General features: G+C 35.1%; 23 protein-coding genes. 15 read left to right on the top strand and 8 right to left on the bottom strand.

From position 1 onward, the window contains the following. Window positions 1–22 precede the first annotated feature (22 nt). Both IE155_RS09270 and prlC read right to left on the bottom strand, forming a co-directional pair. On the bottom strand, window positions 23–1,183 hold the full coding sequence (locus IE155_RS09270; protein WP_189377966.1) for a GGDEF domain-containing protein: 1,161 nt from the start codon (window positions 1,181–1,183) through the stop codon (window positions 23–25). A gap of 148 nt (window positions 1,184–1,331) precedes the next feature. After that, window positions 1,332–3,377, bottom strand: a complete 2,046-nt coding sequence (gene prlC / locus IE155_RS09265; RefSeq protein ID WP_189377965.1) for an oligopeptidase A — start codon at window positions 3,375–3,377, stop codon at window positions 1,332–1,334. Between the two features lie 190 nt (window positions 3,378–3,567). Between prlC and gorA the strand changes: the two genes are divergently transcribed. The 4 genes from gorA to polA all read left to right on the top strand — a co-directional run bounded on the left by gorA (window position 3,568) and on the right by polA (window position 10,855). Beyond that, window positions 3,568–4,920, top strand: a complete 1,353-nt coding sequence (gorA, locus tag IE155_RS09260) for a glutathione-disulfide reductase (RefSeq protein WP_189377964.1) — start codon at window positions 3,568–3,570, stop codon at window positions 4,918–4,920. 290 nt (window positions 4,921–5,210) lie between these two features. Continuing rightward, entirely contained in the window at window positions 5,211–6,290 is a 1,080-nt protein-coding gene (locus IE155_RS09255; RefSeq protein WP_189377963.1) for a GGDEF domain-containing protein, read from the top strand. A gap of 130 nt (window positions 6,291–6,420) precedes the next feature. Beyond that, window positions 6,421–7,683, top strand: a complete 1,263-nt coding sequence (locus tag IE155_RS09250) for a sensor histidine kinase (RefSeq protein ID WP_189377962.1) — start codon at window positions 6,421–6,423, stop codon at window positions 7,681–7,683. 418 nt (window positions 7,684–8,101) lie between these two features. Next, window positions 8,102–10,855, top strand: coding sequence for a DNA polymerase I (polA, locus tag IE155_RS09245; protein ID WP_189377961.1), 2,754 nt, complete (start codon window positions 8,102–8,104; stop codon window positions 10,853–10,855). A 260-nt stretch (window positions 10,856–11,115) separates the two neighbouring features. On the opposite strand, the gene IE155_RS09240 is transcribed toward polA, so the two are convergent. Both IE155_RS09240 and IE155_RS09235 read right to left on the bottom strand, forming a co-directional pair. Continuing rightward, window positions 11,116–11,313: a type II toxin-antitoxin system antitoxin gene (locus tag IE155_RS09240; protein ID WP_373295363.1), complete on the bottom strand. Its 198-nt coding sequence runs from the start codon at window positions 11,311–11,313 to the stop codon at window positions 11,116–11,118. A gap of 82 nt (window positions 11,314–11,395) precedes the next feature. After that, window positions 11,396–12,262: an SPFH domain-containing protein gene (locus tag IE155_RS09235; RefSeq protein WP_189377960.1), complete on the bottom strand. Its 867-nt coding sequence runs from the start codon at window positions 12,260–12,262 to the stop codon at window positions 11,396–11,398. A gap of 278 nt (window positions 12,263–12,540) precedes the next feature. On the opposite strand from IE155_RS09235, the gene IE155_RS09230 reads away from it, so the two are divergent. Both IE155_RS09230 and IE155_RS09225 read left to right on the top strand, forming a co-directional pair. Further along, window positions 12,541–13,977, top strand: a complete 1,437-nt coding sequence (locus IE155_RS09230; protein ID WP_189377959.1) for a tetratricopeptide repeat protein — start codon at window positions 12,541–12,543, stop codon at window positions 13,975–13,977. Between the two features lie 104 nt (window positions 13,978–14,081). Then, window positions 14,082–15,659, top strand: coding sequence for a methyl-accepting chemotaxis protein (locus tag IE155_RS09225; protein ID WP_189377958.1), 1,578 nt, complete (start codon window positions 14,082–14,084; stop codon window positions 15,657–15,659). Here IE155_RS09225 and IE155_RS09220 read toward each other — a convergent pair. From IE155_RS09220 to IE155_RS17960, 3 genes are all read right to left on the bottom strand, one after another. Further along, entirely contained in the window at window positions 15,652–16,629 is a 978-nt protein-coding gene (locus tag IE155_RS09220) for a tetratricopeptide repeat protein (RefSeq protein WP_189377957.1), read from the bottom strand. The two genes, IE155_RS09225 and IE155_RS09220, sit on opposite strands and share 8 nt — an antisense overlap. A 3-nt stretch (window positions 16,630–16,632) precedes the next feature. Continuing rightward, window positions 16,633–18,297 carry a M1 family metallopeptidase gene (locus tag IE155_RS09215; RefSeq protein WP_189377956.1) on the bottom strand — a complete coding sequence of 555 codons (1,665 nt, stop codon included), beginning with the start codon at window positions 18,295–18,297 and terminating at the stop codon, window positions 16,633–16,635. 210 nt (window positions 18,298–18,507) lie between these two features. Beyond that, window positions 18,508–19,749: a c-type cytochrome gene (locus IE155_RS17960; RefSeq protein ID WP_229817178.1), complete on the bottom strand. Its 1,242-nt coding sequence runs from the start codon at window positions 19,747–19,749 to the stop codon at window positions 18,508–18,510. Between the two features lie 208 nt (window positions 19,750–19,957). Here IE155_RS17960 and yihA point away from each other — a divergent pair, with 208 nt between their 5' ends. From yihA to IE155_RS09160, 9 genes are all read left to right on the top strand, one after another. After that, entirely contained in the window at window positions 19,958–20,593 is a 636-nt protein-coding gene (gene yihA, locus IE155_RS09200) for a ribosome biogenesis GTP-binding protein YihA/YsxC (RefSeq protein ID WP_373295362.1), read from the top strand. 232 nt (window positions 20,594–20,825) lie between these two features. After that, window positions 20,826–21,194, top strand: a complete 369-nt coding sequence (locus IE155_RS09195) for a hypothetical protein (protein ID WP_189377954.1) — start codon at window positions 20,826–20,828, stop codon at window positions 21,192–21,194. Window positions 21,195–21,253: 59 nt separating this feature from the next. Next, on the top strand, window positions 21,254–21,664 hold the full coding sequence (locus IE155_RS09190) for a GNAT family N-acetyltransferase (protein ID WP_189377953.1): 411 nt from the start codon (window positions 21,254–21,256) through the stop codon (window positions 21,662–21,664). Between the two features lie 51 nt (window positions 21,665–21,715). Continuing rightward, on the top strand, window positions 21,716–22,078 hold the full coding sequence (locus IE155_RS09185; protein ID WP_189377952.1) for a DUF4870 domain-containing protein: 363 nt from the start codon (window positions 21,716–21,718) through the stop codon (window positions 22,076–22,078). 47 nt (window positions 22,079–22,125) lie between these two features. Beyond that, window positions 22,126–22,419, top strand: coding sequence for a hypothetical protein (locus tag IE155_RS09180; RefSeq protein WP_189377951.1), 294 nt, complete (start codon window positions 22,126–22,128; stop codon window positions 22,417–22,419). Window positions 22,420–22,435: 16 nt separating this feature from the next. Then, complete coding sequence (locus IE155_RS09175; RefSeq protein ID WP_189377950.1) at window positions 22,436–22,870, top strand: energy transducer TonB; 435 nt, start codon at window positions 22,436–22,438, stop codon at window positions 22,868–22,870. A gap of 75 nt (window positions 22,871–22,945) precedes the next feature. Then, entirely contained in the window at window positions 22,946–23,203 is a 258-nt protein-coding gene (locus IE155_RS09170) for a hypothetical protein (protein WP_189377949.1), read from the top strand. A gap of 42 nt (window positions 23,204–23,245) precedes the next feature. Further along, a complete protein-coding gene (locus tag IE155_RS09165; protein ID WP_189377948.1) occupies window positions 23,246–23,851 on the top strand; it encodes a DUF998 domain-containing protein in 606 nt (201 codons plus the stop codon). Window positions 23,852–23,995: 144 nt separating this feature from the next. Beyond that, window positions 23,996–24,538, top strand: coding sequence for a DUF2780 domain-containing protein (locus tag IE155_RS09160; RefSeq protein ID WP_189377947.1), 543 nt, complete (start codon window positions 23,996–23,998; stop codon window positions 24,536–24,538). A gap of 119 nt (window positions 24,539–24,657) precedes the next feature. Here the strand turns inward: IE155_RS09160 and cobO are convergent, their stop codons facing one another. Then, on the bottom strand, window positions 24,658–25,290 hold the full coding sequence (gene cobO / locus IE155_RS09155) for a cob(I)yrinic acid a,c-diamide adenosyltransferase (protein WP_189377946.1): 633 nt from the start codon (window positions 25,288–25,290) through the stop codon (window positions 24,658–24,660). Window positions 25,291–25,302 lie beyond the last annotated feature (12 nt).

The raw sequence follows: 25,302 nt of genomic DNA, 5'->3' as shown, positions 1-25,302 counted from the left end.
AATAAGTAATTTAATTAGTTTGCTAACTCTTAAATGCGACAACTTTATTGCGACCACTACGCTTTGCTTCATAAAGCGCCCCATCAGCATTATTTACGCTATGATCAATTGTGTTATTAACATCAACCTCAGCCACGCCAAAACTAGCGGTAATATGTATTGATTCAACACCAACGTTAATGGGTAATAAATCGATTGATAATCTTAGCCTTTCTGCCACAAGTACTGCACTTTCTAAATTGATTTGCGGCAGCATAATAATAAACTCTTCACCACCAATACGAATAAACACATCTTCCACACGTAAGGCTTCTTTTATATTTTTTGAAAAATCTATTAAAACTTTATCACCAGCAGCATGACCATAGGTATCGTTAATTTTCTTGAACCAGTCAATATCACACACGATAAGAGAAAGCGGTGTATTAGCTCGCTTGGCCATCGACATTAATTGCTGAGAAATATCAGTAAAATAGTTTCGATTTTTGACTCCGGTTAAGCGATCTGTGATTAATTCTTTTCTTAACTTTCCAACCAATGAGTAAATAATACTTAAGGCAAAACCAAAAAACAAAATACAAACAAAACTCAATAATATAATGAAAATCAGTGTAATAGGGGCAAAAAATTGATCTCTAAAAAACACACTTAAACAGAATAAATAAGCAAGATAAAGCAATATAGTGACCAGTAATGAGCAATATAGGACCCGATCACCTATGCGATGCTTTTTAAATTGCTGATGACATTGATGTATCGTTAAACAAAATGGTAGGAATATATTCAACAAGACATAAACAGATCGCAAATAAGCTAATTCAGTTATTTGAGATACAAAATATAATCCAGAAACAAAAACGACACTATGCATAGCAATTAACCAATAATGTTTATTCACTATATTCACATCATAACGACTGTAAATTGCACACATTAACGTATATGAAATCCATAAAATAAACAGATTGCCTAGTAAAATAGACACAATTGCAGGGTGCTCATAGCGAAATAAAATCGCTGTTTGAGAAGCAATAACAAACAATAATAATATCCGAAAAAAATATGTCGATTTTGCTTTATTCGCATTTTCAGGTGTGGGTAAAAAATAGGTAAACGAAAATAGCACCAGACAAACAATTGTCAATGCAGATAAATATGCAAGTGCTATTTGGTATTCGGTCAAAATGAAATTCCTGAACGCTGATTATCAATAATATTTTCTACTACATATAAGCGTAGTTCAACTTATCAACTATTGAAGTTTGATATTAGATAAAAGAATGGGCACATACTTTTTCAAGTATGTGCCCATTACAATAACAATGAATTGACTAGCCAATACCACTGTGTGCTAATAATGCATCAATTTTAGGCTTTCGCCCTCTAAACGCTTTAAATAGTTCACTTGGTTCTTCCGAGCCACCTTTTTCTAATATATTAATTAAAAAGTCGTGCCCAACATTTTCGTTGAAAATACCTTCTTCTTCAAATCGAGAAAAAGCATCGGCCGATAAAACTTCAGCCCACTTGTAGCTGTAATAACCAGCAGCGTACCCACCACCAAAAATATGACCAAAACTATGCTGAAAGCGATTAAATTCCGCTGTTTTAACGACCGCATAGTCTGCGCGTACTTGGTCGATTATTTCTTGTATATAAGTTTCATTATTAGCTTTAGGATCAAAATGCTGATGCATTTTGAAATCGAACAAGCTAAATTCTAATTGACGAAGCATTTGCATTGCCGATTGAAAGTTTTTTGCCGCTAACATTTTGTCCAGCATAACTTTAGGTAACGCTTCGCCTGTTTGATAATGGCCTGAAATAAAAGCTAAAGCCTCTGGCTGCCAGCACCAGTTTTCTAAGAATTGGCTAGGTAATTCAACCGCATCCCATGGCACACCGTCAATACCGGAAACACCACAAGCATCTATTTGCGTTAACATATGATGTATGCCATGACCAAATTCATGAAATAATGTGATCACTTCATCATGAGTAAATAGTGCGGGTTTGTTACCAACAGGGCCATTAAAGTTACATGTTAAATAAGCGACAGGGTACTGAATATCTCCATTAGTTAACTTTCTGCGCCCAGCACAATCATCCATCCACGCACCACCACGTTTCTTAGCTCGTGCATATAAGTCTAAATAAAAACTCCCTCGCAGATTATTGCTATTATCGAAAACTTGATAAAATTTAACATCTTTATGCCATGTATCAATGCCTGAAACTTCTTTGATTGATAGGCCAAATAAACGACGAACCACTTCAAATAAACCATTAACTACTTTATTTTCAGGGAAGTAAGGACGTAATTCTTCATCTGATATGGCATAACGACTTTGTTTTAATTTTTCACTATAAAATGGTAAATCCCATGGCTGCAGGTTTGTTTGATTAAATTCACTTTTAGCAAACTCAATCACTTCATCAAGATCTTTCTGTCCTTGTGCCTTAGATTTAGCACCTAGATCTTCTAAAAAGCCAATCACTTCATCGGTAGTGTTGGCCATTTTCGTTGCTAAAGATTTTTCGGCAAAATTATTAAAGCCCAGTAATTGTGATAATTCATGACGTAACTCTAACAACTCGATCATAATTGAACTGTTATCAAATTCACCTGCATTAGGCCCTTGCTCAGACGCTCGAGTTACGTAACCGCGATACAATTTTTCACGTAGTGCTTGATTATCGCAATACATCATGACTGGTAAGTAGCTTGGAATATCTAAAGTGAATAACCAGCCTTCTTTATCCTGTTCTTTTGCTAAAGCTTGTGCCGCTTCTTTCGCACTTTCAGGTAAACCTGACAATTCAGATTCATCGGTTACAGTCACTTGATAAGCTTGAGTAGCATCAAGTAAGTTATTACCAAAAGATGAGCTAAGTTCTGAAAGTCGTGCAGCTATTTCTCCGTAACGTTTTTTATCTTTTTCATTTAGTGCGATACCCGATAACTTAAAATCTCGAAGCGCATTATCAATCACTTTTTTCTGTGCAGTATCCAACGTTTGGTAATGCTCACTATTTGCTAGTTCTTGGTATGCTAAAAACAACCCTTGGTGCTGCCCAACAAACGTACTATATTCAGATAGAATAGGTAAGCAAGACTCGTATGCATCACGAAGTTCCTCGCTATTAACGACTGAATTCATGTGTGAAACTGGCGACCATAATTTACCTAATTTATCATCAGCATCATCCAAAGGCATAATAAGATTATCCCAAGTAAAACCAGTTTCTCGGCTTAATACCTCTTCAATGGTTTGTTTACAATTAGCTATTGCATGCTCAACCGCAGGTTTAATGTGCTCTGGTTTAATTTTCGAAAATTCAGGTAATAAACTATTTGATAAAAGAGGGTTGCTCATAACGTAGGCTCAATTGTGCATAAATAAGGGTAAATATTTGTCTTTTTATATGGTGTCTTATATTGAAAAATTCAAGTGTTGCTAAAAATATGCTGTATTGTTAGTTTATTTAACTTCAATATGAACTTGATCGATGAACAATCCGTTCTTATCATTACTTTCAATCACATTTAATTACTTAAGGTTCCTCATGACACAACACTTTGATTTTCTCGCTATAGGCGCAGGCAGTGGCGGTATTGCTTCGGCTAATAGAGCCGCTAAATTAGGTAAAAAATCAGCGGTAATAGAAGCTAAAGCCATTGGCGGTACTTGTGTTAATGTTGGCTGCGTACCTAAAAAAGCAATGTGGTATGCTGGGCAAATTGCCGATGCACTGCATTACGCACCGGATTATGGCTTTAATTCACCACTTCAGGGATTTGACTGGCAAAAATTAGTCACCAATAGAGAAGCCTATATAGAGCGTATTCATGCTGCCTATAAAAGAGGCTTTTCAGGAAATGGTGTAACTGTAATTGAAGGTTTCGCTAAGTTCATTGATAAAAATACCGTCGAAGTAAATGGCCAACGTTATAGCGCCGATCATATTTGTATCGCAACAGGTGGCAGACCTAGCATACCTCAAATTGAAGGAGCTGAATTGGGTATTACTTCCGACGGTTTCTTTGCACTTAAACAGCAACCCAAAAGTGTTGCGGTTATTGGTGCAGGTTATATTGCCGTTGAGCTTGCCGGTGTGTTACATGCATTAGGGAGTGAAACGCATTTATTGGTACGTAAAGATAAACCCTTAAGATCATTTGATACCATGTTAACTGACACCCTAGTTGAGCAAATGGCTAAACATGGCCCTAAATTACATTGTCATAGTACACCTAAGCGCATCGAAAAAAATAATGACCAATTAACCATACACCTCGAAAATGGACAAACAATCGGACCGGTTGAAACGGTTATATGGGCGATTGGCCGAGAACCGGCTACTGATAATATCAACCTAAATGCTGCCGGTGTTGAAGTTAATGAGCATGGCTATATTCCAACAGATAAATATCAAAATACCAATATTGAAGGAATATATGCCGTAGGTGATAACACGGGACGTGTTCAATTAACACCTGTTGCGGTTGCCGCAGGACGCCGTCTTTGTGAGCGACTTTTTAATAACAAACCTGAAGAGCATTTAGATTACAGTAATATTGCTACTGTAGTATTTAGCCACCCTGTTATAGGCACAGTAGGCCTAACAGAAGCAGAGGCAATTGACACTTACGGTGAAGAAAACGTAAAGGTATATAATTCACAGTTTACCGCTTTATATCAAGCAATGACCGAAGATTATCGTGATCCTACGCGAATGAAATTAATCTGTGTAGGAAAAGAAGAAAAAATAGTCGGAATACATAGTATTGGCTTTGGTAGTGATGAATTATTACAAGGTTTTGCCGTTGCCATGAAAATGGGCGCAACTAAAGCTGATTTTGATAATACTGTGGCTATACACCCTACCTCAGCCGAAGAATTTGTGACATTAACATAATTAACAAATATCTATTTTCAATTATTGAATAATCTAAAAAAGCGACTACTATAACTTAAGTCACTATAAAATTATGTTTTATAGTGACTTTTTCATTATAAATGTTTGAAAAATGAATATTTAATTGCATTTATGCTTTTTACTTTTAAATATAATTGTACAAAAGTACCATATAGTATACTCTTTATTTTTATTCTAAATTGTTTGAACTAAACTATAGTGTACAGGGAGTTTGTCTATCATATATCTAATTAAAATTGTGAAAACAATCAACCATGGTTTAGTTTCACATGAAAGTTGATCACTTGTCTTCAAAGGAAATTTGGCAAAAACATCTTCAATTAGAAGGTTTACATAACGCACACCAAAAACACAGAGTTTTCTCCTTTATTGCTATGGCTGTTACGGCTATTGTTGTTTTTATAATATTAATTACTGCTAACTTTCGCACTTATCCCATTTTGCTGACAGCAACTTTAACCTTTGCTTTAATAGGAATGTCTGTTGCACTTTTCTTATATTTCAAAACCAAAGATCTGACAAAAACAACCTTGATATCAAGTATTGTCATTTTAATCCTCGTGTTTTTATTAACATATACAGGAGGGAATGAAAATACAGCTTTATACTGGTTAATGTTCTCTCCGCTTGCTGCGTATTCAATATTTGGTATTTATTTTGGTTCAATACTTACGCTAAGTTTAGTCAGTTACATTCTCTTTTTGCTTTATGGGCCAGATATTGGACAAACAATATATGGTGCGACCGAAAAAAGCCGTTTTTTTGCTTCATATTGCGTTGTCATTTTATTCGCTTTTATCAATGAATTTTTTCGTGATAAAAGCTTCGCCACCATCAATAGCATTTCTTTGGAGCAACGAAAAAAAGCCAATAGCGATTCTTTATCAGGTCTACCCAATCGACGTTTTATTGATAGCTTTTTGTTGCCCAAAATCACGACTAAACAAGAAAATTTTTTACCCATGTCCTTAATCATGGCTGATATAGATGAATTTAAAATAATTAATGATACCTATGGTCATGACATTGGCGATGCTGCCATTATTCACGTTGCACAACTTTTTAAGAATCAAATACGAAACTCCGATGTAGTTGCTCGTTACGGTGGTGAAGAATTTTTAATTTTTTTACCGAAAGCAACTCATATAAAAGCCCTAGAAGTTGCTGAAAAAATTAGATGTAGCCTAACAAACTCACCATTAACCATTAACAAACAAATCATCTCGTTTACTTGTAGTTTCGGAGTGGCTGAGGTCAATGATATAGTACCTTTCGACCAAGCACTAAAACAAGCAGATGAAAAGTTATATCAGGCCAAGAATTCAGGAAAAAATAAGGTAGTAGGCTAATATTATGCAAGAAGCTAGTAATATCTATCATCAAAAACATAACCAAAGAAAAAGGCGTATTATTCAAATTTTTTGGCTATGTGAAATTTCCTTTCTCTTAGTAAGCTTTCATCCCTTAAGAAACTTGAATTTGCAAAGTTTAGCTTTACTAATAATATTTGCTTCGTTACTTTACTTTGCCTATCAGCAGGTTCAAAAAAATTACTTAAATCGAGCGGCTAATATTATTATTACCGTTATGAGTACGGTAATTCTCTCATTCTCCTGGCTTAATCAAGGCATTAGAGATGAAGTACTTTTAGTTTTTCCAGCTTTAATTACATTTGCAGTGATAATGGGCTCTCGCAAAGGCCTATATATAATGTTTACTGTCATTATTATCAATTTACTATTAATGGGTTACCTTAACGATGCAGAAATAGTATCTCACTCCGTCAATGGCGTAGGAATAAGCTCAGCAATATTAATAATAATCATTTTCGGTGTTGTATTTTATAGCATTAGAATTTTGGGGGCGGATTTAATTGAAGCTAATAATCAGTTAATGCAGCAACAGCAAGTTTTAGAAATTGAAGTGAAAAATAGAACGAGCGCATTAGAACAAACCATCCAACAATTTGTAAAAGCCAAGAGTGATCTCGTTGAAGCCGATAAAATGGCATCGTTAGGACGTCTTGTAGCAGGTGTTGCACATGAAATTAATACGCCGGTAGGGGTCGCTGTTACCGCAGCGAGTTTAATAAAAGATCGAAATGAACAAATACTAAAAAGCTTCGAGCTAGGCACACTTGCACGTAATCAATTATCTGATTACCTCAATGCAACCAACCAAAGTATGGAGATACTCAATACTAATTTATATCGTGCTTCTAATTTAATCGCTGACTTTAAAGAAGTTGCGGTACTAAAAGAAGATGAGCGACGTACGGTATTTGATCTTCAAACTGAAATAATCAACGCACTCACTTGCATACAGCAAGACTCAGAAAAAGAACATTTTAAAATACACATTGACTGTCCAGACAACATTAACGTTTATCAAGATCCTGAAGTGCTTACACGCATTTTAATTAATTTATATACCAACTCGATTAAACATGGCTTTGAAAGTAAGCAAGAAGGCGATATTACAATTAAAGTAACATTAACACGCGATATCATTCACCTTTCTTATCAAGATACTGGTATTGGTCTATCAGAAAGTGCCATTAAAAAAGTATTTGAGCCTTTTTATACCACTAAGCGTGGACAAGGTGGAACAGGTCTTGGCATGCACATTGTTTTTAACTTAGTAACACAATCTCTCGGTGGAGAAATTCAATACGATAACACGTGTCAAACTGGCGCGAAGTTTGACATCATCTTTAGTAATAATTTAGCAAATACGCCCTAACGCTTGTTTATAAACGCTTATGTTTTTTTGTTATTTATTGTCTCTCTTTTATCCGTAAAAAATTTGAAAAATAGACTAGTAATCGTATAGGAATCTGGTAATCTCTTACGTCTTCGGTAAAAAAGTTTGGATGCATATTATCCAACTACCGAGTATAGTGAATATTTTATCCACATATATAAAAATAAAAATAAAATGTGTCTAAAAGGATTTTTTCTTACCTTTTTCCATTTTAAACAACAACTTAAAGAACACTTATCATTTAAATCAATAAATGGATGAGTCGTTTACCTGTGCTTTTCAACAAAGTTATCCACAGTTCATCTTAATTTAGTCCCGATTAAATAACTTTAGTGCTAGAGTGAATATCCTGATTGTGGCATTCTTAGCAGCAAATTACGAAACAGCGTAGCGCATCATGACAACATCTTCATTATCTCCCTTAATTTTAGTCGACGGTTCTTCTTATTTATTCCGTGCATATCATGTCCCTTATCTACAAGCATTATCCACTGCCGATGGCCGACCTACGGGTGCTATTACGGGTGTGCTTAACATGATAAAAAGCCTTAAAAAAGATTACCCCAATGGAAACATCATTGTTGTTTTTGATGCTAAAGGTAAAACTTTTCGTAATGATATGTACCCAGAATACAAAGCTAATCGTCCACCAATGCCAGACGACTTAAGAACTCAAATCGCGCCCTTGCATGAAATTATTGATGCTATGGGGTTGCCGTTACTAGTAGTAGAAGGAGTGGAAGCTGATGATGTTATTGGCACATTAGCACATCAAGCATCGCAAATAGGTATTGAGACAGTTATATCTACTGGCGATAAAGATATGGCTCAACTTGTCACTCCACATGTTCGATTGATTAATACAATGACTAACGTTGAACTAGATGAAGCTGGAGTTATCGAAAAATTTGGAGTGCGTCCTGATCAAATTATCGACTATTTAGCACTAATGGGCGATAAGGTGGATAACATTCCAGGTGTGGAAAAATGTGGCCCTAAAACAGCAGTAAAATGGCTTCTTGAACACGAAACATTAGAAAATGTCATCGCTAATGCCGACTCTGTTAAAGGAAAAATTGGTGAGAACCTGCGAGCCGCTTTAATTCAGTTACCCTTATCTTATCAATTAGCCACCATTAAACTGGATGTTGACTTAGACTTCACCGTTGAACAACTACAACCCTCTTCGCCAAATATTGAAAAATTAACGGAACTTTATACTCAATTTGAGTTACGACGTCTGCTTGCTGAACTCAACCCAAGTGAATCAAATAAGTCTACAGATACTGTTAACAATTCTAATGATACAACAGAGCAAGACATTACACCTCAAGATATAACTGCCGAGTATGAAATTATATTTGATCAAGACTCTCTTTCACTTTGGTTAGACAAACTAAAAAGTGTTGGAACTTTTGCTTTTGATACTGAAACAACAAGTGTTAATTACTCCAAAGCAAAGCTTGTTGGTGTTTCTTTTGCCGTTGAAGCGGGTAAAGCGGCCTATGTTCCTTTAGCACATGATTATGAAGGAGCCCCTACTCAACTTGAATTAGACGATGTGCTATCTCAATTAAAACCACTACTTGAAAGTACAAGTATTATAAAAATAGGCCAAAATTTGAAATACGACGCCAACGTATTATCACAATACGATATTACAATGGCAGGGATTGGCTTTGATACAATGATAGAGTCTTATTGTTTAAACAGTGTAGCTACTCGTCATAATATGGATGCCTTAGCAGAAAAGTATCTTGGTTATAAGACGGTTCATTTTGAAGATATTGCAGGAAAAGGTGCAAAGCAATTAACATTTAATCAAATAGATATTGATAAAGCAGGACATTATGCTGCAGAAGATGCCGATATTACGTTAAGACTTCATCAGACCATTTATTCACTCCTTTCAAAAAGTCCAAAACAGCTTGCCATTTTTACTGATGTTGAAATGCCATTATTACCTGTCTTAGCTAAAATGGAACAATTGGGCGTATTAATTGATAGTGATCTACTTAATCAACAAAGCAATGACATTGCTCCACGTATACAAGCCTTAGAAATAAAAGCTCATGAAGTGGCAGGTCAAGCGTTTAATTTAGGCTCTCCTAAACAGCTACAACACATTTTGTTTGAAGAACTAAAAATTCCAGTACTTAAAAAAACCCCTAAAGGCGCTCCTTCTACGGCTGTTGATGTACTGGAAAAACTTGAAAAAGAAGGTTATGAATTACCAAGAATAATCCTTGAACATCGTGGTTTATCAAAACTTAAATCTACTTATACAGATAAGTTACCACTAATGGTAGATGCTAATGGCCGAGTACATACAACCTATCAACAGGCAGTTGCAGCCACCGGTCGCTTATCTTCTACCGATCCAAATCTACAAAACATTCCTATTCGTAGTGAAGAAGGCAGAAAAATACGCCATGCATTTATTGCTAGTGAAGGTTACAAAATCGTCGCGATCGATTACTCACAAATAGAGCTGCGTATTATGGCGCACCTATCTAATGATAAAGGTTTGGTTACGGCATTCTCAGAAGGAAAAGACGTTCATAAAGCTACAGCGGCTGAAATATTTGATGTTGAACTAGAGCAAGTAACCAGCGATCAACGCCGTAGCGCTAAAGCTGTTAATTTTGGCTTAATTTATGGAATGTCTGCTTTTGGTTTAGCAGAACAGTTATCGATTGAGCGTTATTTGGCTCAAGAATATATGGACAAATATTTTGAGCGTTACCCGAATGTATTAAATTACATGGAAGATACTCGTCAACAAACTAAAGAACTTGGTTATGTTGAAACGGTATTTGGGCGACGCCTATACCTACCTGATATAAAATCAAAAAATGCTATGCGCAGAAAAGCCGCGGAAAGAGAAGCTATTAACGCACCAATGCAAGGTACTGCCGCTGACATTATTAAAAAGGCCATGCTAGCTGTTAATGACTGGATAGAAACACAAGGTGATAACCGTATTAAAATGACGATGCAAGTACACGATGAATTAGTATTTGAAATACATCAGGACATTTTAACTGAAACCAAAGAAAAGCTCATTCATATTATGAATAACGTTGTTAGTTTAAATGTTCCGCTTATTGCTGAAGCTGGAGTAGGGGATAATTGGGAGCAAGCTCACTAATTGAAGGTATACCCCAATCAAAATGAAAATTTAAAACATAAATGAAATTTTGTTACAAAATAACTTTACTTGAATAATAAAAATACTTTATAATACTTTCGTTCTTAACCGAACACTTGTTGTAATAATTTGTATATTCTAGCTTTCCTCATAGCTAACAAGCCGATATTTAGATATCGGCTTTTTTTATCACTCGAAACTTCACCTTCTACAAAGCACAATCTGTAATTAAATTACCATTTTGTTAGTAAATCACTATTTTAATTATTATGCTCTTCATCAATAGGGTCAGTAATTGGAATTATTGGCTTAGCTTTACTACGCCCAGCTTTTCGAAGAGCGTCACGTAATACATATTCTATTTGCGCATTTAAACTTCGCAGTTCATCATCAGACCACTGCTGCATTGCCGACAATATTTCTTCGTTAATTCGCAGTGGATATGCTTTTTTAGCCAAAATTTATCCCAACTCCATCAATTAAAACAATAACTTGCTATAAATGCCTAATAAAAATTTATAGCAAATAAACGTAGCAACTTTAATATAAACTACCAGCGTTAACTACCGGCTGAGCTGCTTCATCACTACATAGTACCACAAGTAAATTGCTCACCATTGCTGCTTTTCGTTCAGTATCAAGCTCAACAATTTCTCTTTCGGCTAATTGTTGTAATGCCATATCAACCATACCAACAGCACCTTCCACAATAGTTCTTCGAGCAGATATTATTGCCATAGCTTGTTGACGTCTTAACATGGCATTTGCTATTTCTGGCGCATAAGCAAGATGACTAATGCGTGATTCGATAACTTTAACTCCAGCTTTTTCTAGGCGATCTTGTACTTCACCTTTTAACGCTTCAGAGATTTCAATTGGATTACTTCGCAAAGATATATCATCATCTTCATGGTGATCATAAGCGTAGCTTGTTGCTAAATTTCGTAAAGCTGATTCACTTTGAATTGATACAAAATCTTCATAATCATCTACTTGAAATACAGCTTCTGCTGTATCAACAACTTCCCATACAATCACTGCCGCAATTTCAATAGGGTTGCCATTTTTGTCATTGACTTTAAGTCTTCCACTTTCAAAATTTCGAACTCTTACCGATACACGCATTTTAGTATAAAAAGGGTTAGACCAACGAAGGCCAGCTTCATGAACGGTACCCACGTATTTGCCAAACAATTGTAATACTCTTGCCTCTTTTGGATTCACCATATAAAAACCAAACCAGCCGATAAAAATTACAACAAAAAACAAAACACCAAGAATGGCAGTTAATCCAGATTTAGCCATAATTGCATTAGTAATCAAGGCAATAGTTCCTGCTTGTAGCATAAATAACAACATAATTATTGTTATACCATTGGGGGCTTTTATTGTTTTTTCTGCAAACATATTAATTTCCTTAAACAATCAATGTGATATCATTATGATATCAAAAATACAAAAGTCAAGTTTTGATTACCGGCAACTAAGGTATCTATTCATTAGATAAATCCATAAAGCTGATAAGTTATCAGTGCTTGATACTTTAAATAAACGTATACTTATGCAATAAAACAGACTTGATGATAATAAACATATTAATTAGAAATATTGTTTGTATTTCACTTAGTTAACTACTACTTTAAAAAAGAAAACAACACCGTATTACACTAAACTTTAAGGTTAAAATGAAGAATCCCCTATTTCATTATTTAATACTATTGGTTTTATATTTTTCTCCCATTAATGAAATAAAAGCTAAAACAATCTCTCAAAAAGTTTTTTCTCTTTCTCAATACCTGCAACAAACCGTTGAAGGTAGACTGTTGTTGGATATTGCTGATAATGCAGATTATGATCCAGCGCTTTCTAAACAACAGCTTGATGTATTGGCAAAAACAGGAATTAAAGCAAAACATATAGAATACGAAGTTGCACAATACTTAGCCTACATCTCTATTCACAACGCTTTATCAGAGTTTGAACCCGTAACTGAATATCTAAATAAACTACATCAAATAGGAATTAAGTTAGGCAATGAGTGGGTGTTAAGTTTGTACTATCATAAAAAAGCACGCTTAGCCTTAAAGCAAGGACAGTTTTTAAAAGGGTTAGATTATTCATCTCAAGCAATAACTATTGCAGGTAAAATTAACTTTCAAGAATTAACGGCAAGAGCAAAATCAGTACGCGCTATTTTTCATAGCAAACGTGGAGACAGTGTCTTAGCACTAAAAGACTATCAAGACGCATTAACCTTTTTTGAATCAAATAATAATAACGATTTATCAATGAAAGTGTATCTAAATTTAGTCACTCTCTATTTAGATAGACAAGAATATGACAAAGCCCTATTAGCATCAGATAAAGTCGTTACTTTACTAGAGCAACTTCCTCGTAAAAACATTCGGGCAATGGCCGCAAATTATATTAACAGGGCAATCGCCTTAAGTTACTTAGGAAAGAAAGAGCAAGAACTAAATGCCTATAATATTGCGCAAGACTACGCTATAAGATCAAACGACATTGAAACATTAGCGACAATTTACGCGAACCTTTCTGATTATTTTTTAAGGAATAAACACTATCAAAAAGCTGAAAAACAAGCGGAGCATTGCATTGAAGCTTCACAGCGTATTAAAAACATTAACTTAGTAGCAATATGCCAACTTAACCAAGGACTCGCCAGCGTTTTTCTTGATAAAACCAAACTCGGGTTTACCTTGCTAAATACGGCAATAAACACCATCAAAACTAAAGAAATGTACAGTAGTTTATCTGACGGCTATTTGGCAATGGTACATGCTTACCAATATTTAAATGATGATAAAACGGCAAATACTTGGTTAGAAAAATATTATCAAGTATTACTCGAACAAGAAAAAGCCGATAAATTTGCATATTTTTCTCAAGTAGAGCACGACTTTCAAGAAACAGTCGCCGACCGAGAAAATACTTTTATTTCTGTCAAAAAAGACATGCTATCGAATATTTTAACGCAGGATGAACTTGTACAACACCTTATCATTGCCGTTATTGTTATGGGGGTTCTATTATTATTATTTATTGGATTAACACTTTATTATCGTAATAAACTCCAAAATAAACACTATAATTATAAGTAACCAAACACAGGTATTTATTTAAACACCTAACAATAGACTAAAGTGGGATTGTTTCTATGCAGTTTTCCCTTACTGTATAACTTTATTTATAAAGGTAATGCAACATGATCCTAACCAACACACCTTTATTCATCAGAGTACTTATTAATAGCGCTATCGTTGCGTTAGTGTATTTTACTTGCCATATGTTAGCTTTTAACACATTGCTAACCTCTGGGGTTATTTTCTTTTGCGCTATAGTGACGAGCTATCTACTCTTTAATGATACAAATATTAAATCTCTATCTCTTGCACAAAATAGCCCCGTTGAAAACATAGCAACCGCTACCATTGGCAAAAGCATTGACGAACAAACGAGTAAGCTTGCCATTAGCGCAGCTGAAATCAGTTTTTTCTTAGAGCAACTAACTCATGCTATCGAGCAGTCTAGCTTAGACGTAAATAATTTAGCTAATTCTGCAGAATTACTTTCGTCAAATACAAAGCAAATTAACGACAACGCGTTACATGCCTCTGAAAAAGCAGCACTAGCAATGCAAGAAACTACGATAGGTTCCAAGCAATTAGCGAATAACGTTAACACGATTGGGGCGTTAAATCAGGGAGTAATGGATGCCTCAGACAAAATCCAATCATTGTCAAATAAAACGGCAAAAATTCAGAGTATTACCAATGTTATTGATGCTATATCTGCCCAAACTAATTTATTAGCATTAAATGCTGCAATTGAGGCAGCAAGAGCAGGAGAACAAGGAAGAGGTTTTGCTGTAGTAGCTGATGAAGTTAGAGCATTAGCATCAAAAACGGCTGAAGCAACTCGTCAAATAGGTTCTATGCTTACAGAGGTTAATGAAGAGACAGAAGCCACTACGGAAGTTATGCAAACGGTTGTTGAACAAACACATACCATTGTTGAAAGTATTAGCGAGCTTTCCCAAGCTCTTCAACAGGTAAGCCAGCTTATAGCTGACACTTCAAACGCCAGCAATTTGATCAGCAACACACTAAAAGAGCATGACTTAACAACAGAAGAAATATCATCCGCGATTGCAAATTTACATCACTTCTTAGTAAGTAAAAGCGAACAAACTCAAGAGATTTCATTAAAAGCTGATCACCTTTCACAAACCACTGAATCAATTTTCATTAACCTTGCTGAATTTAAAACAAACTCTTTAAACGACATTATGTGCCAAAAAGCAATAAAGACAGCACATGAAATTGGGGCTTTATTCGAGAAAAAAATTAATGACAAAGAAATCAGCACACAAAAACTGTTTGACTTTACCTACCATGAAATAGCTAATACTAACCCCAAAAAATACAACACCTCTTTTGATGCTTTCACTGATAAAGTATTACCCGCAATTCAAGAGAAAATATTAACCGATCACAACGCTGTAATATATGCGGGCGCTGTTGATATTAATGGCTATTTTCCCACTCATAATCAATGTTTTTCGCAACCTTTAACGGGAAATTATGATGTAGACGTTGTGAATAACAGAACTAAACGTTTATTTAATGATGCTACCGGGATTCGCTGTGCTAAAAACACTCAAAAGTTTTTATTACAAACTTATAAGCGTGATACAGGAGAAATAATGCACGATGTTTCTGCACCCATTTACGTGAACGGTCAACATTGGGGTGGATTTAGAATGGGCTTTAAAGCTAATTAACGGCTATTGGCAATCCAGATAACGTTTTTTGTAATTTTGTAATTTTTGGTAAATCACTTTTAGGTAAATAATTTACATTAATTTGATCAAATAATATTTTTGCTTGTTGTGTTTGCAACTGCTGTAATTTTATTTCTATTAAGTACAGCTGTATTTGATTTACTTTGACTTCATCTTTCGCTTTTTTTGAAAACTCTTGAGCTTCATGTAACGTCTTTTCAGCTTTATTATAGTGTCCAAAATGAAGATAAGCTTTCGCCAAATTAAAAAGTACCGTGCCTATCTGCTGCTGATTATTATATTTTTTACTCCATGGTATCGTTTTTAAACAATACTCAAGGGATAATTCATGCAATGACAAATTTCGAGTGACGTGCCCTAAATTTCCATACAACTCCATCATAAAGTGTGCATTTTTACTCTTTTCATATTTTTTCTCTAATGCTTGTAGTGTTTCATAAGCTAAGTCGTCTTCATTTAACCTCATTTGTAAATTTGCTAATTGTATTAACCGCATAGGAGATGGAAACACTTGATTCATTTCAATAAGTTTATTTTTAGCTTTCTGACTATACAGATAGGCTCTATCAATATCTTCTTGAATAAAACTTGTTTTGGCGTAATAAATATAAACAGTAATTTTAAATGAATTAGGTAATTTTTCTTGATCAATCCAAGGAGTTACCGCTTTATTTAATTCAGATATTTTCTGTAAATCAAAAAGGGCGTCAAACTTATGCTGAAGTAAGTCATACCAAATATAAGTATTCGGCGTTGTTCTTTTCAACTCTACTTCCACTAATTCAAGACATTCTACTGCTGAACGCGCACACACTTTATTAACTTGAATAATACTATGATTAACATTTTCCGCTTGTGCATGAACAATACTTGAATAAAAAAATGTAATTACGCAGCAAAGTATACTCTGCGCTATAAAATTACATTTATTTTTCAATAATCTATTCAAACTTTAATGTCCCGTTATATTTAATGTACTGATATAAAAATTAGGATCTACCTTAATTTTAGCGCTCATTTTAGGTAGCTCAATGCTAGTCCATTGATTAGTTGGAGATAACCAAGTCGCTTTACCATCAATAAATAATCTCACCGGCATATTAAAACCATCAACAACATTTCCCCAACGAACTTTCATATTTTTATCAATTACCGCATATTCAAGCATAGGAATGTCGGTATTTCTTAAATATTGGTCAAACACTTTGCTTAAATCTTTTTCCGCTTGCTTAATTATATATTCCTCAACCTGCTGAGTAGTGACAGTTTGATGATAAAATACTTTATTTAGTCCTCTCAGTATTTCTCGCCATTGAATATCGTTATCAACTATTTGACGAATGGTATGTAGCATATTGCTACCTTTATAATACATATCACCAGAGCCCGTTTTATTGGCATTATATTGCCCAATAATAGGACTTTTATTATGGATATTTACTCGTAAGCCTCGAATATATTTATATGCAGTTGCTTTATCAAAATGATATTCAAGGAATAAGCTTTCCGAATAGTTAGTGAAAGATTCGTGTATCCACATATCAGCCACATCAACATTGGTAATATTATTAGCAAACCACTCATGGCCAGTTTCATGCACAATAATAAAGTCGAACAACATGCCTGGTCCCATACCACTTAGATCTCGGCCTAAATAACCGTTTTGATAACCATTACCATACGTTACTGAGCTTTGATGCTCCATTCCTAAATAAGGCGCTTCCACTAATTTATAACTGTCTTGATAAAAAGGATAAGGCCCAAACCAGTACTCTAAAGCTTCAATAGTACGCTTAGCTTCTTTAAATTGAGTTTTGGCTTTTGTTAAATTGTCTTTTAATACCCAGTAGTCCATATCAAGCAAACCATTTTCACCCTGATATTGCTCACCAAAATGAACATAGTCACCAATATTTATATTAATGCCGTAGTTATTAATAGGGTTTTTAACTTGCCAGTGATAGGTTTTAGTTTTGCTTGTTTTATTATGATCGACACTAAACAATCGGCCATTCGAAACATTCACTAAATGTTCTGGAACCTCAACAATAATATCAACGCCTAGATCTGGCTCATCGTAGGCATGATCTTTATTAGGCCACCAAATACTAGCACCTATGCCTTGATTAGATGATGCAATAAAGTCAATATTATTATCGTCTTTGCTCCATGTAATACCACCATCCCATGGCGCCTTTTTAGCGACATGTGGTTTGCCAGAAAAATACAAAACAACTTGGTGTTCTGAGCCAATTTCATGTGTTTCATTCAAAGAAATAAAATAGCTATAACCATCTTTTTCTATGGCCAACTCTTGCTTGTTCTGTAAAGCTTTATGCAACACCATAGGAGCTTGAAGCTCTATTTGTAATCTTTTTTTCTCAGATAACACACGGTAAGTAATTGTATTTATTCCTGAAATGGTTTGCTCTTTAGGGTTTACATTAAGCTGTAAAGTGTAATGACTTACATCCCACCATGCTCGCTCTGGGGTTATTGAACCTCGTAGAATATCTTGTCGAGTTACCGACTCTTTTTGATCAAAAACTTCCGTTGTATTGGCAGGAAAAACTGACATACAGAATAATAAAATTAATACACAATAAAAAATTCTCATACCAGAGCGCCTCAATTAATAATGAGCGGATATTAATAACATAAAACAATCATTTGAAATAGTTTATCGGGATAAAGAGACTATATTTATCGGTTATTAGCACGTTAAACCACAATCTTTATTATTGACTCTATTGGTTATTTATTTTTACGGTAACTCAAAATAAAAAAGCAGCGATAAACGCTGCTTTGTTAAAATCTAAAGCTTAAGTTACCTCATTGCAGAGACATACTCTGAAAGTGCAACAATATCCTCGTCAGATAATTTAACAGCGATATTTCGCATCATGCCATTGGTGTCATTACCACGAGTACTTAAACGAAACTTTTCAAGTTGAGATTTGATATAAGTCGCATTCTGCCCAGCAATTGCAGGGAAACTTGCTTGCCCCATTCCTTTACCATCAATACTATGACAAGCTACACACGCTGTTATTCCACGCTTAGCATCACCAATAAGATAAAGTTTTTGACCAACCTCATTACTTTTACTAGCCGCTGGACGTAATGTTTGTGAAGCGTAATATGCTGCTAAATTTTTCATATCATCTTCAGAAAGAGGCGCTACCATTCCAGCCATTACCGGATCAGCTCGTCCTTCATCACTATTAACTGTTGCTGCTTTAAAATCTTTTAATTGTTTAACTAAATAATGCTCACTTTGACCTGCTAATGAAGGATACATTGGCACAGCTGCGTTACCGTCAGCTCCGTGACATGCAACACATGTTGCAGATAAAGCTTTACCTGCTTCAACATCGCCTGAAAAAGTTTTAACCACAGTAACGGTTTGCATTTCGCTCACATCACCCACTGCGCTTGTATCTTTAAAATAAGCGCCTAAATTTATAATATCAGCTTCACTTAAGTTACTTGCTACTTGGTTCATTGATGCGTTACTACGTGAACCATCTTTAAATGCATGTAATTGTTTTTCTAAGTATTCTGGATGTTGTTTAGCTAAATTAGGATTAATAAGAACGTCACTAGCACCATCTTTACCATGACAGTCTATACATGCGGTTATACTTCTCGCTTTATCACCATGTTCATATAATGCTTTTCCTTTTGCGGCATCAGCAACCAATGCAGGGGCCGTTGTAACAGGAGCAACAGCAACTGTTGACTCATCACTAGTAGCTGCAGCTTTCTTAGCACTTTGGAAATATGCAGCTAAATCGCTCATATCTTGCTCTGACAACCCTGCGGCCATCGGCGCCATTACAGGATCACTTCGCGAACCATCTTTAAAAGCTTTTAATTGCTTAACAATGTAATCGGCATGTTGACCAGCTAAGTTTGGATACATATCTACAGCACTGATACCGTTAGCGCCATGACAAGCTGCACAAACGGCTGCTTTTGTTTTACCTGCTTGTACATCGCCTTCAAACGCATTGGCTTGGGTTAGCATACCTAATCCAATAACGAACGAAAATATGACTTTTTTCATGGAGAGCTCTCTGTTCTTAAGGTTGCTTGTTTTTATGATTAATGAAAACAAAAGTAATAAATAGGTTATTAGCCATGTATTTTACACGATATAGCACAATGTTTAATAGGCTGAGATAAAAAATCATTAAAAAATGTAAGGGAATAGCGACTCATTTACTGAAAAAAGGGATATAATGTGGCCATATTTATGTTTTCGGAAATTAATTTTGTCTACTTCTGTTGTTCATCTAAGCAAAGCCACTTTTACAATTAGTGCACCTGACATTCGTCGTTTGCCTGAAGATACAGGTATTGAGGTTGCATTTGCAGGGCGCTCAAATGCAGGTAAATCAAGCGCATTAAACACATTAACAAATCAGAAAAGTTTAGCACGTATCAGTAAAACACCAGGGAGAACACAGCTAATCAATGTGTTTGAAGTTGGCGAAAATCAACGTTTAATTGATTTACCTGGCTATGGATTTGCAAAAGTACCACTAGAAATGAAAAAAAAGTGGCAAAAGGCTCTAGGTGAGTATCTAGAAAAACGCAAAAGTTTAAAAGGGTTAGTTGTATTAATGGATATTCGTCATCCATTAAAAGATTTAGATCGCGATCTTATTGAGTGGGCGGCAGATAGTAAATTACCTGTGTTAGCGTTATTGACAAAGTCAGACAAACTCTCATCAGGTAAAGCCAGCGCTGAAGTATTAAAGGTGAAGAAAAACCTAAGTGCTTTAAATGCTGATATTCGTGTACAAGCATTTTCATCGTTAAAACGTACTGGATGCGATAGCGCAAATCAAATAATTTGCGATTGGTTAGCCCAGGCTAACAAGATAGAAAGTACGCCTGAAAATTAAGCAAAAAAAACCGATAATTATAAAATCATCGGTTACATAGCTTGGGGAAGCTAGAATATAAAATTATTACAACAGGCGTTCGCTAGGAACAATTGCATTATAGAGTAATTACTTTACAAAAGTAAAGTGTTTACTCTAATTATTTTATTGTGTGTGTAAAAATTAAAATTACAGGAGCAAGTGCAGGCTGTTATCTTTGCTTTATTTTCGCAAACTAAATTTTGGGGTGATTATGATAATACACGGAGATGTATCTTTTATATGGAATGGAGATTTGATTGAAATTACCTCAACAGGCCCTTTTAATGAGCTAGGTCTAAGTCATAGTATTTCTAAGGTTAAAAACTCCATTTTAGATAAAAACATAAAAAGTTGGCGTAGAATGGAGATTTGGGATGATGAAACTCTAGGCTCACCCGAATGCATTGTTTTATCTAAAGAGAAAGCTAAATGGTTTATAGATCATGGTTGTTATGCTTCGGCAATTGTAGTTAGTAATAACCTACAAAAGGCCCTTCTTGATAAAGCAGCATCAGGTAATGTTCACTTTTTTGATGATGTAGCAACTGCAAGAAAATGGCTTGATGAACAAAGCCTATAATAAATAGGCAACCACTATTTTTTGTTTAACCAACGTTTGCTTTAGGAATATATAATACGGTGGATGTTTTTATAGAAAATTCACAACCTGCATTAGAGGAGTTTATTACTTTACGCTCTAAAGTAGGCTGGGGAGAAACCCCTAAAAAACTCGCTCAGATAGCTCTAGAAAATTCTCTTTTCCATGTGGTTGCACGTGATAAGAATCGTCTTGTAGGGATGGCTCGCATCGTTGGAGATGGCGCGCTATTTTTTTATATACAAGATTTAGTAGTAGATCCTGACTATCAATGTAATGGGATTGGTAATTTATTAATGCAAAATATAGAATCTTATATATCTAATGCTGCGTTAAAGGGAGCTACAATTGGGTTACTTTCAGCTTTAGGTAAAGAAGCTTTTTATTCCCGTTTTGGATATATAAAGCGATCAGGTTCTGCGCTGGGACTTGGTATGTGTAAATTTATATAGTGACTATTTTATTACTAATTAATTAGGTGTTTGGAAACAAAGGAGAAAAACATGGAGCAAAATAGAGAAGAATATTGGGGAATGCCCTTAAATACTTATTGTATGTTAATCCATTTAAGTCAGTTAAGCAGTATTATCATTCCTGGGTTAGGATTTATATTACCTATCGTAATGTGGGCAACAAATAAAGATAAAAATGATGCGATTGATCAACATGGAAAAGTCACGGTTAATTGGTTAATTAGCCTTTTCATTTACTCTATAGTTTGCGGTATTTTAGTTTTTATTCTTATTGGGGCATTTGGTTTTATTCTATTGGCAATACTTAATTTTGTATTTGCCATTATCGCGGCTCTAAAGGCGAATAATGGTCAATTATGGGTTTATCCATTGAGTATCAAGTTTCTTAAATAATGAACCTACTGCTAGTGAGAGCCGTTTTAATAGGAGTATTAATGTAAATGAGTTCACCAGAGTTATCTGTAATCATTTTAAACTTTTGCATTGTTTTAGTGGCATACTTTTCTATATACCCCAAATTAGCGGGAAGTAGCTTTGAGAAAATTTCATTTTATGATGTTTTTGCATCGGGCTTTGCATTGTTAGTGGTGGGTTTACATTATTGGGAATCTGGGCAAGCGTTTAATGTTTTACTTTTTAGTACAAATTGGTTTTGGTTTACTCTTATTACTTATGCTGCCATCGAGATACCGATTATGATTTGGTATTTTAAAAAACAAAAAGTCAAAATCTAGACTAAGGAAGGTTAACATGCAATTTCGAGTCGTGAAGTTAATGCTAGGTTTGTTTATCGTTTTATCAGGTCATGCAAGTGCAAATTATGCTGAGGTAAAACTTACTCATATCACTCCCGAAAAGTCTGATGCTCAATGGCTTAGAACTAAACAATTTACACCCAAATACCCAATGGAGCTTGCAATAAAAGGTATTGCAGGTTGCGGTGTCTTTAAAGTAATTGTTGATGAAAATGGGCATACAGATAACGTTGAACTTATTAGTTCAGTGCCTAAGAGGGTTATTTATAAACCGGCGAGAAAAGTTATCAAGCAATGGCAGTGGAAAAATGTTTCCAGTCAACCTAATGCCATTGAAGAAAAGCTTATCCGATTAGATTTTTGTATGGGCGGAGCGACCCAAGCTGAGGCTAAAGCAAAGTGTGAAGAGCAAGCAAAATTAGCTTGCTGATCACACATTATTTTTTAATTATAAAAGGTCGATAAATTTAATGAATTATGATTTTTTTCTTGAAAGAGTAGTCGCATGATGAAATGGCTATATACCTGTGCGTTGAGTTTATTATTTATTGGCTGTAGTAATACACCTAATTATCATAATCCCGCACCAGATACCTGTGATGGAGCACCAGGATGTGCAGCATCAGCTATTTTAAGTGGTATACTGCAAACAGAACCTGCACCTAAGAAGTGCTCACAGATGAGTGGTCACCAAAAGGAAAAATGCGACGCTCAAGTTGAAGCAGTTAAAGCATCAATAAAAAAGCACAGCGAAAGTAAGTAATATAAAAATCTTATTTGTTAGTTGAGCTATTAGGAATTTAATTTGTTCAATAGTATTGCCATTTTATCTGGGCTAATAGCAAGTATTTGGCTTGTTATTGGTGTTTATGTTGCAAGTCTATTTTATGATGGTTATTGCCATTCAAAACAGTTTTGTAGCGAATTAGGAGCAACAGGTAGCCCAACAGAAAAGTTATCACCACTCATTAATAATTACCCGCTTGGCCTTTTATTTTGCTTATTTGGTTGGTATGTAGCTCAGCTACAAAATGTTTCAACATTAGTGAATTTTTCGGGTTGGTTTATTATCATTCACGGTATTGGTACTTGGGTTGCTGGCTATTTCCCTATGGATGCTGATCCATTTACAAAGCATCCTACTTTTAGTTGTCAGGTACATTCATGGGCTGGCTTTATTATGCTGCTGTCTCTAATTATTGCGCCAATATTAACTGCGTTAAGTCCTACATCTAGCATGAATCCATTTTCTTTTCGTTTGGTTTCAGTTTTTTCTGTTATTGGTACTGTTTATTATTTATTTCGTATGGCTAAAGCCGTTAAAGCTCAGGAAAATCCGGGAATACATCAACGATTATCTTATGGGTTTCAACTTGTTTGGTTAAGTAGTTTCTCAATTATATTACTGTGATTATTTACGATAAATGCTGACTTGACTAACTATAAATTGACGAGATTAATTTTGAAATTAACTAAGCCTAGAGATTAAAATGAAAGGTGAATAGATATTAATTACGTTATAATGACTAAAAATTAAATGACAATGGATCTTTTTATGAAAAAACTTATCGTATTATTAACTATTTCCACATTAAGTTGTTCTGTTTTGGCTGAAGAATCAAGTTGGTTTGATAGCTTGAAAAGCTTGGTTGGTTTGGGTGACACTCAAGAGCAAACTGTGACAACGCCAACTGCAAGTGGTTTGGTTGATATGCTAACAAGCTCATTAGATGTAAATGCTAGTCAAGCATCTGGTGGTATGGGCGCTATTTTAAACTATGTTAAAAACAATGTTTCTAACGACCAATTTAGTCAGCTTGCTGAATCAGTACCGGGTATTGAAGGTTTAGTAAGTCAAATGCCTGATATTAGTAAGCTAAGTTCTGGAGAAGGTTTAGGTGGTTTACTTGATAAAGCGTCTGAATATAGCGGTTCGTTAAAGTCGATTAATGATGTGAAAAAGCAGTTTGAAGCTTTAGGGTTAAGCCCTGAAATGATCAGCAGCTTTATTTCAAGTGCTCAAGCTTATTTAGACACTGAAGAAGGCAAACAAGCTAAACAAATTTTAACTGAAGGCTTAAGTAAATTATTAGGCTAAAGCTAAATTAATAATTATCGACTAACTAACATGATAAGGTTAACAAATCATGTTAGTTAGCGGTTTATTTATTTGCATTACACGCATAACTTTTGTGCATTCTATCACCTAAGTCCGCATCACCAATCTAAGCCTTTCTGCGCTTTTACACCAATCGTGAATGCGTGTTTAATCGGTTGTACCTCTGATACCGTATCAGCTAATTCAACCAAACGTCGATGGCACGCACGACCTGTAATTAACACGTGTTGCATTTTTGGGCGGTTGTTAAGTGTTTCAATAATTTCATCGAGATCAATATAGCCATATTTCACCATATAGGTCATTTCATCAAGTAATACGATATCAATAGTCGGGTCACTTAACATCAGCTTACTTTTTTCCCATGCCATTTTGGCGGCGGCAATATCCGTGGCCTTGTCTTGAGTTTCCCACGTAAAACCAGTGCCCATGACATAATGCTGAATGGGAAATTGTTTTAAAATGTTGAGTTCACCACATTCCCACTTCGTACCTTTTATAAACTGCACAATACCGGGTTTAAGGCCGTGTCCTAATGCGCGTAAAATCGTACCGAAACCAGAGGTGCTTTTACCTTTGCCATTGCCGGTAATTACCAACAATACCCCTCGTTCTTCTGTTGCTTTGGCAACACGCTGTGCAACCGCTTCTTTTATTTTTTGTTGACGTTCTCGGTGTTTTTTATCTTTAAGACGTTGTTTTTCTTGCTCGTTAGCCAGTTCTTTATTCATAAAACTCTCTTT

Source organism: Thalassotalea profundi (genome assembly GCF_014653195.1).
Classification (GTDB): domain Bacteria; phylum Pseudomonadota; class Gammaproteobacteria; order Enterobacterales; family Alteromonadaceae; genus Thalassotalea_B; species Thalassotalea_B profundi.
This window is presented reverse-complemented; position numbering and strand designations above follow the sequence as displayed.

What these genes read in the sequence shown, in the direction of transcription:
- IE155_RS09180 (WP_189377951.1), top strand. Translation starts at nt 22,126, where the DNA reads ATGAGTTCACCAGAGTTATCTGTAATCATTTTAAACTTTTGCATTGTT.
- IE155_RS09225 (WP_189377958.1), top strand. Translation starts at nt 14,082, where the DNA reads ATGATCCTAACCAACACACCTTTATTCATCAGAGTACTTATTAATAGC.
- gorA (WP_189377964.1), top strand. Translation starts at nt 3,568, where the DNA reads ATGACACAACACTTTGATTTTCTCGCTATAGGCGCAGGCAGTGGCGGT.
- IE155_RS09185 (WP_189377952.1), top strand. Translation starts at nt 21,716, where the DNA reads ATGGAGCAAAATAGAGAAGAATATTGGGGAATGCCCTTAAATACTTAT.
- prlC (WP_189377965.1), bottom strand. Translation starts at nt 3,377, where the DNA reads ATGAGCAACCCTCTTTTATCAAATAGTTTATTACCTGAATTTTCGAAA.
- IE155_RS09175 (WP_189377950.1), top strand. Translation starts at nt 22,436, where the DNA reads ATGCAATTTCGAGTCGTGAAGTTAATGCTAGGTTTGTTTATCGTTTTA.
- IE155_RS09255 (WP_189377963.1), top strand. Translation starts at nt 5,211, where the DNA reads ATGAAAGTTGATCACTTGTCTTCAAAGGAAATTTGGCAAAAACATCTT.
- IE155_RS09230 (WP_189377959.1), top strand. Translation starts at nt 12,541, where the DNA reads ATGAAGAATCCCCTATTTCATTATTTAATACTATTGGTTTTATATTTT.
- IE155_RS17960 (WP_229817178.1), bottom strand. Translation starts at nt 19,749, where the DNA reads ATGAAAAAAGTCATATTTTCGTTCGTTATTGGATTAGGTATGCTAACC.
- IE155_RS09235 (WP_189377960.1), bottom strand. Translation starts at nt 12,262, where the DNA reads ATGTTTGCAGAAAAAACAATAAAAGCCCCCAATGGTATAACAATAATT.
- polA (WP_189377961.1), top strand. Translation starts at nt 8,102, where the DNA reads ATGACAACATCTTCATTATCTCCCTTAATTTTAGTCGACGGTTCTTCT.
- IE155_RS09195 (WP_189377954.1), top strand. Translation starts at nt 20,826, where the DNA reads ATGATAATACACGGAGATGTATCTTTTATATGGAATGGAGATTTGATT.
- IE155_RS09215 (WP_189377956.1), bottom strand. Translation starts at nt 18,297, where the DNA reads ATGAGAATTTTTTATTGTGTATTAATTTTATTATTCTGTATGTCAGTT.
- cobO (WP_189377946.1), bottom strand. Translation starts at nt 25,290, where the DNA reads ATGAATAAAGAACTGGCTAACGAGCAAGAAAAACAACGTCTTAAAGAT.
- IE155_RS09170 (WP_189377949.1), top strand. Translation starts at nt 22,946, where the DNA reads ATGATGAAATGGCTATATACCTGTGCGTTGAGTTTATTATTTATTGGC.
- IE155_RS09160 (WP_189377947.1), top strand. Translation starts at nt 23,996, where the DNA reads ATGAAAAAACTTATCGTATTATTAACTATTTCCACATTAAGTTGTTCT.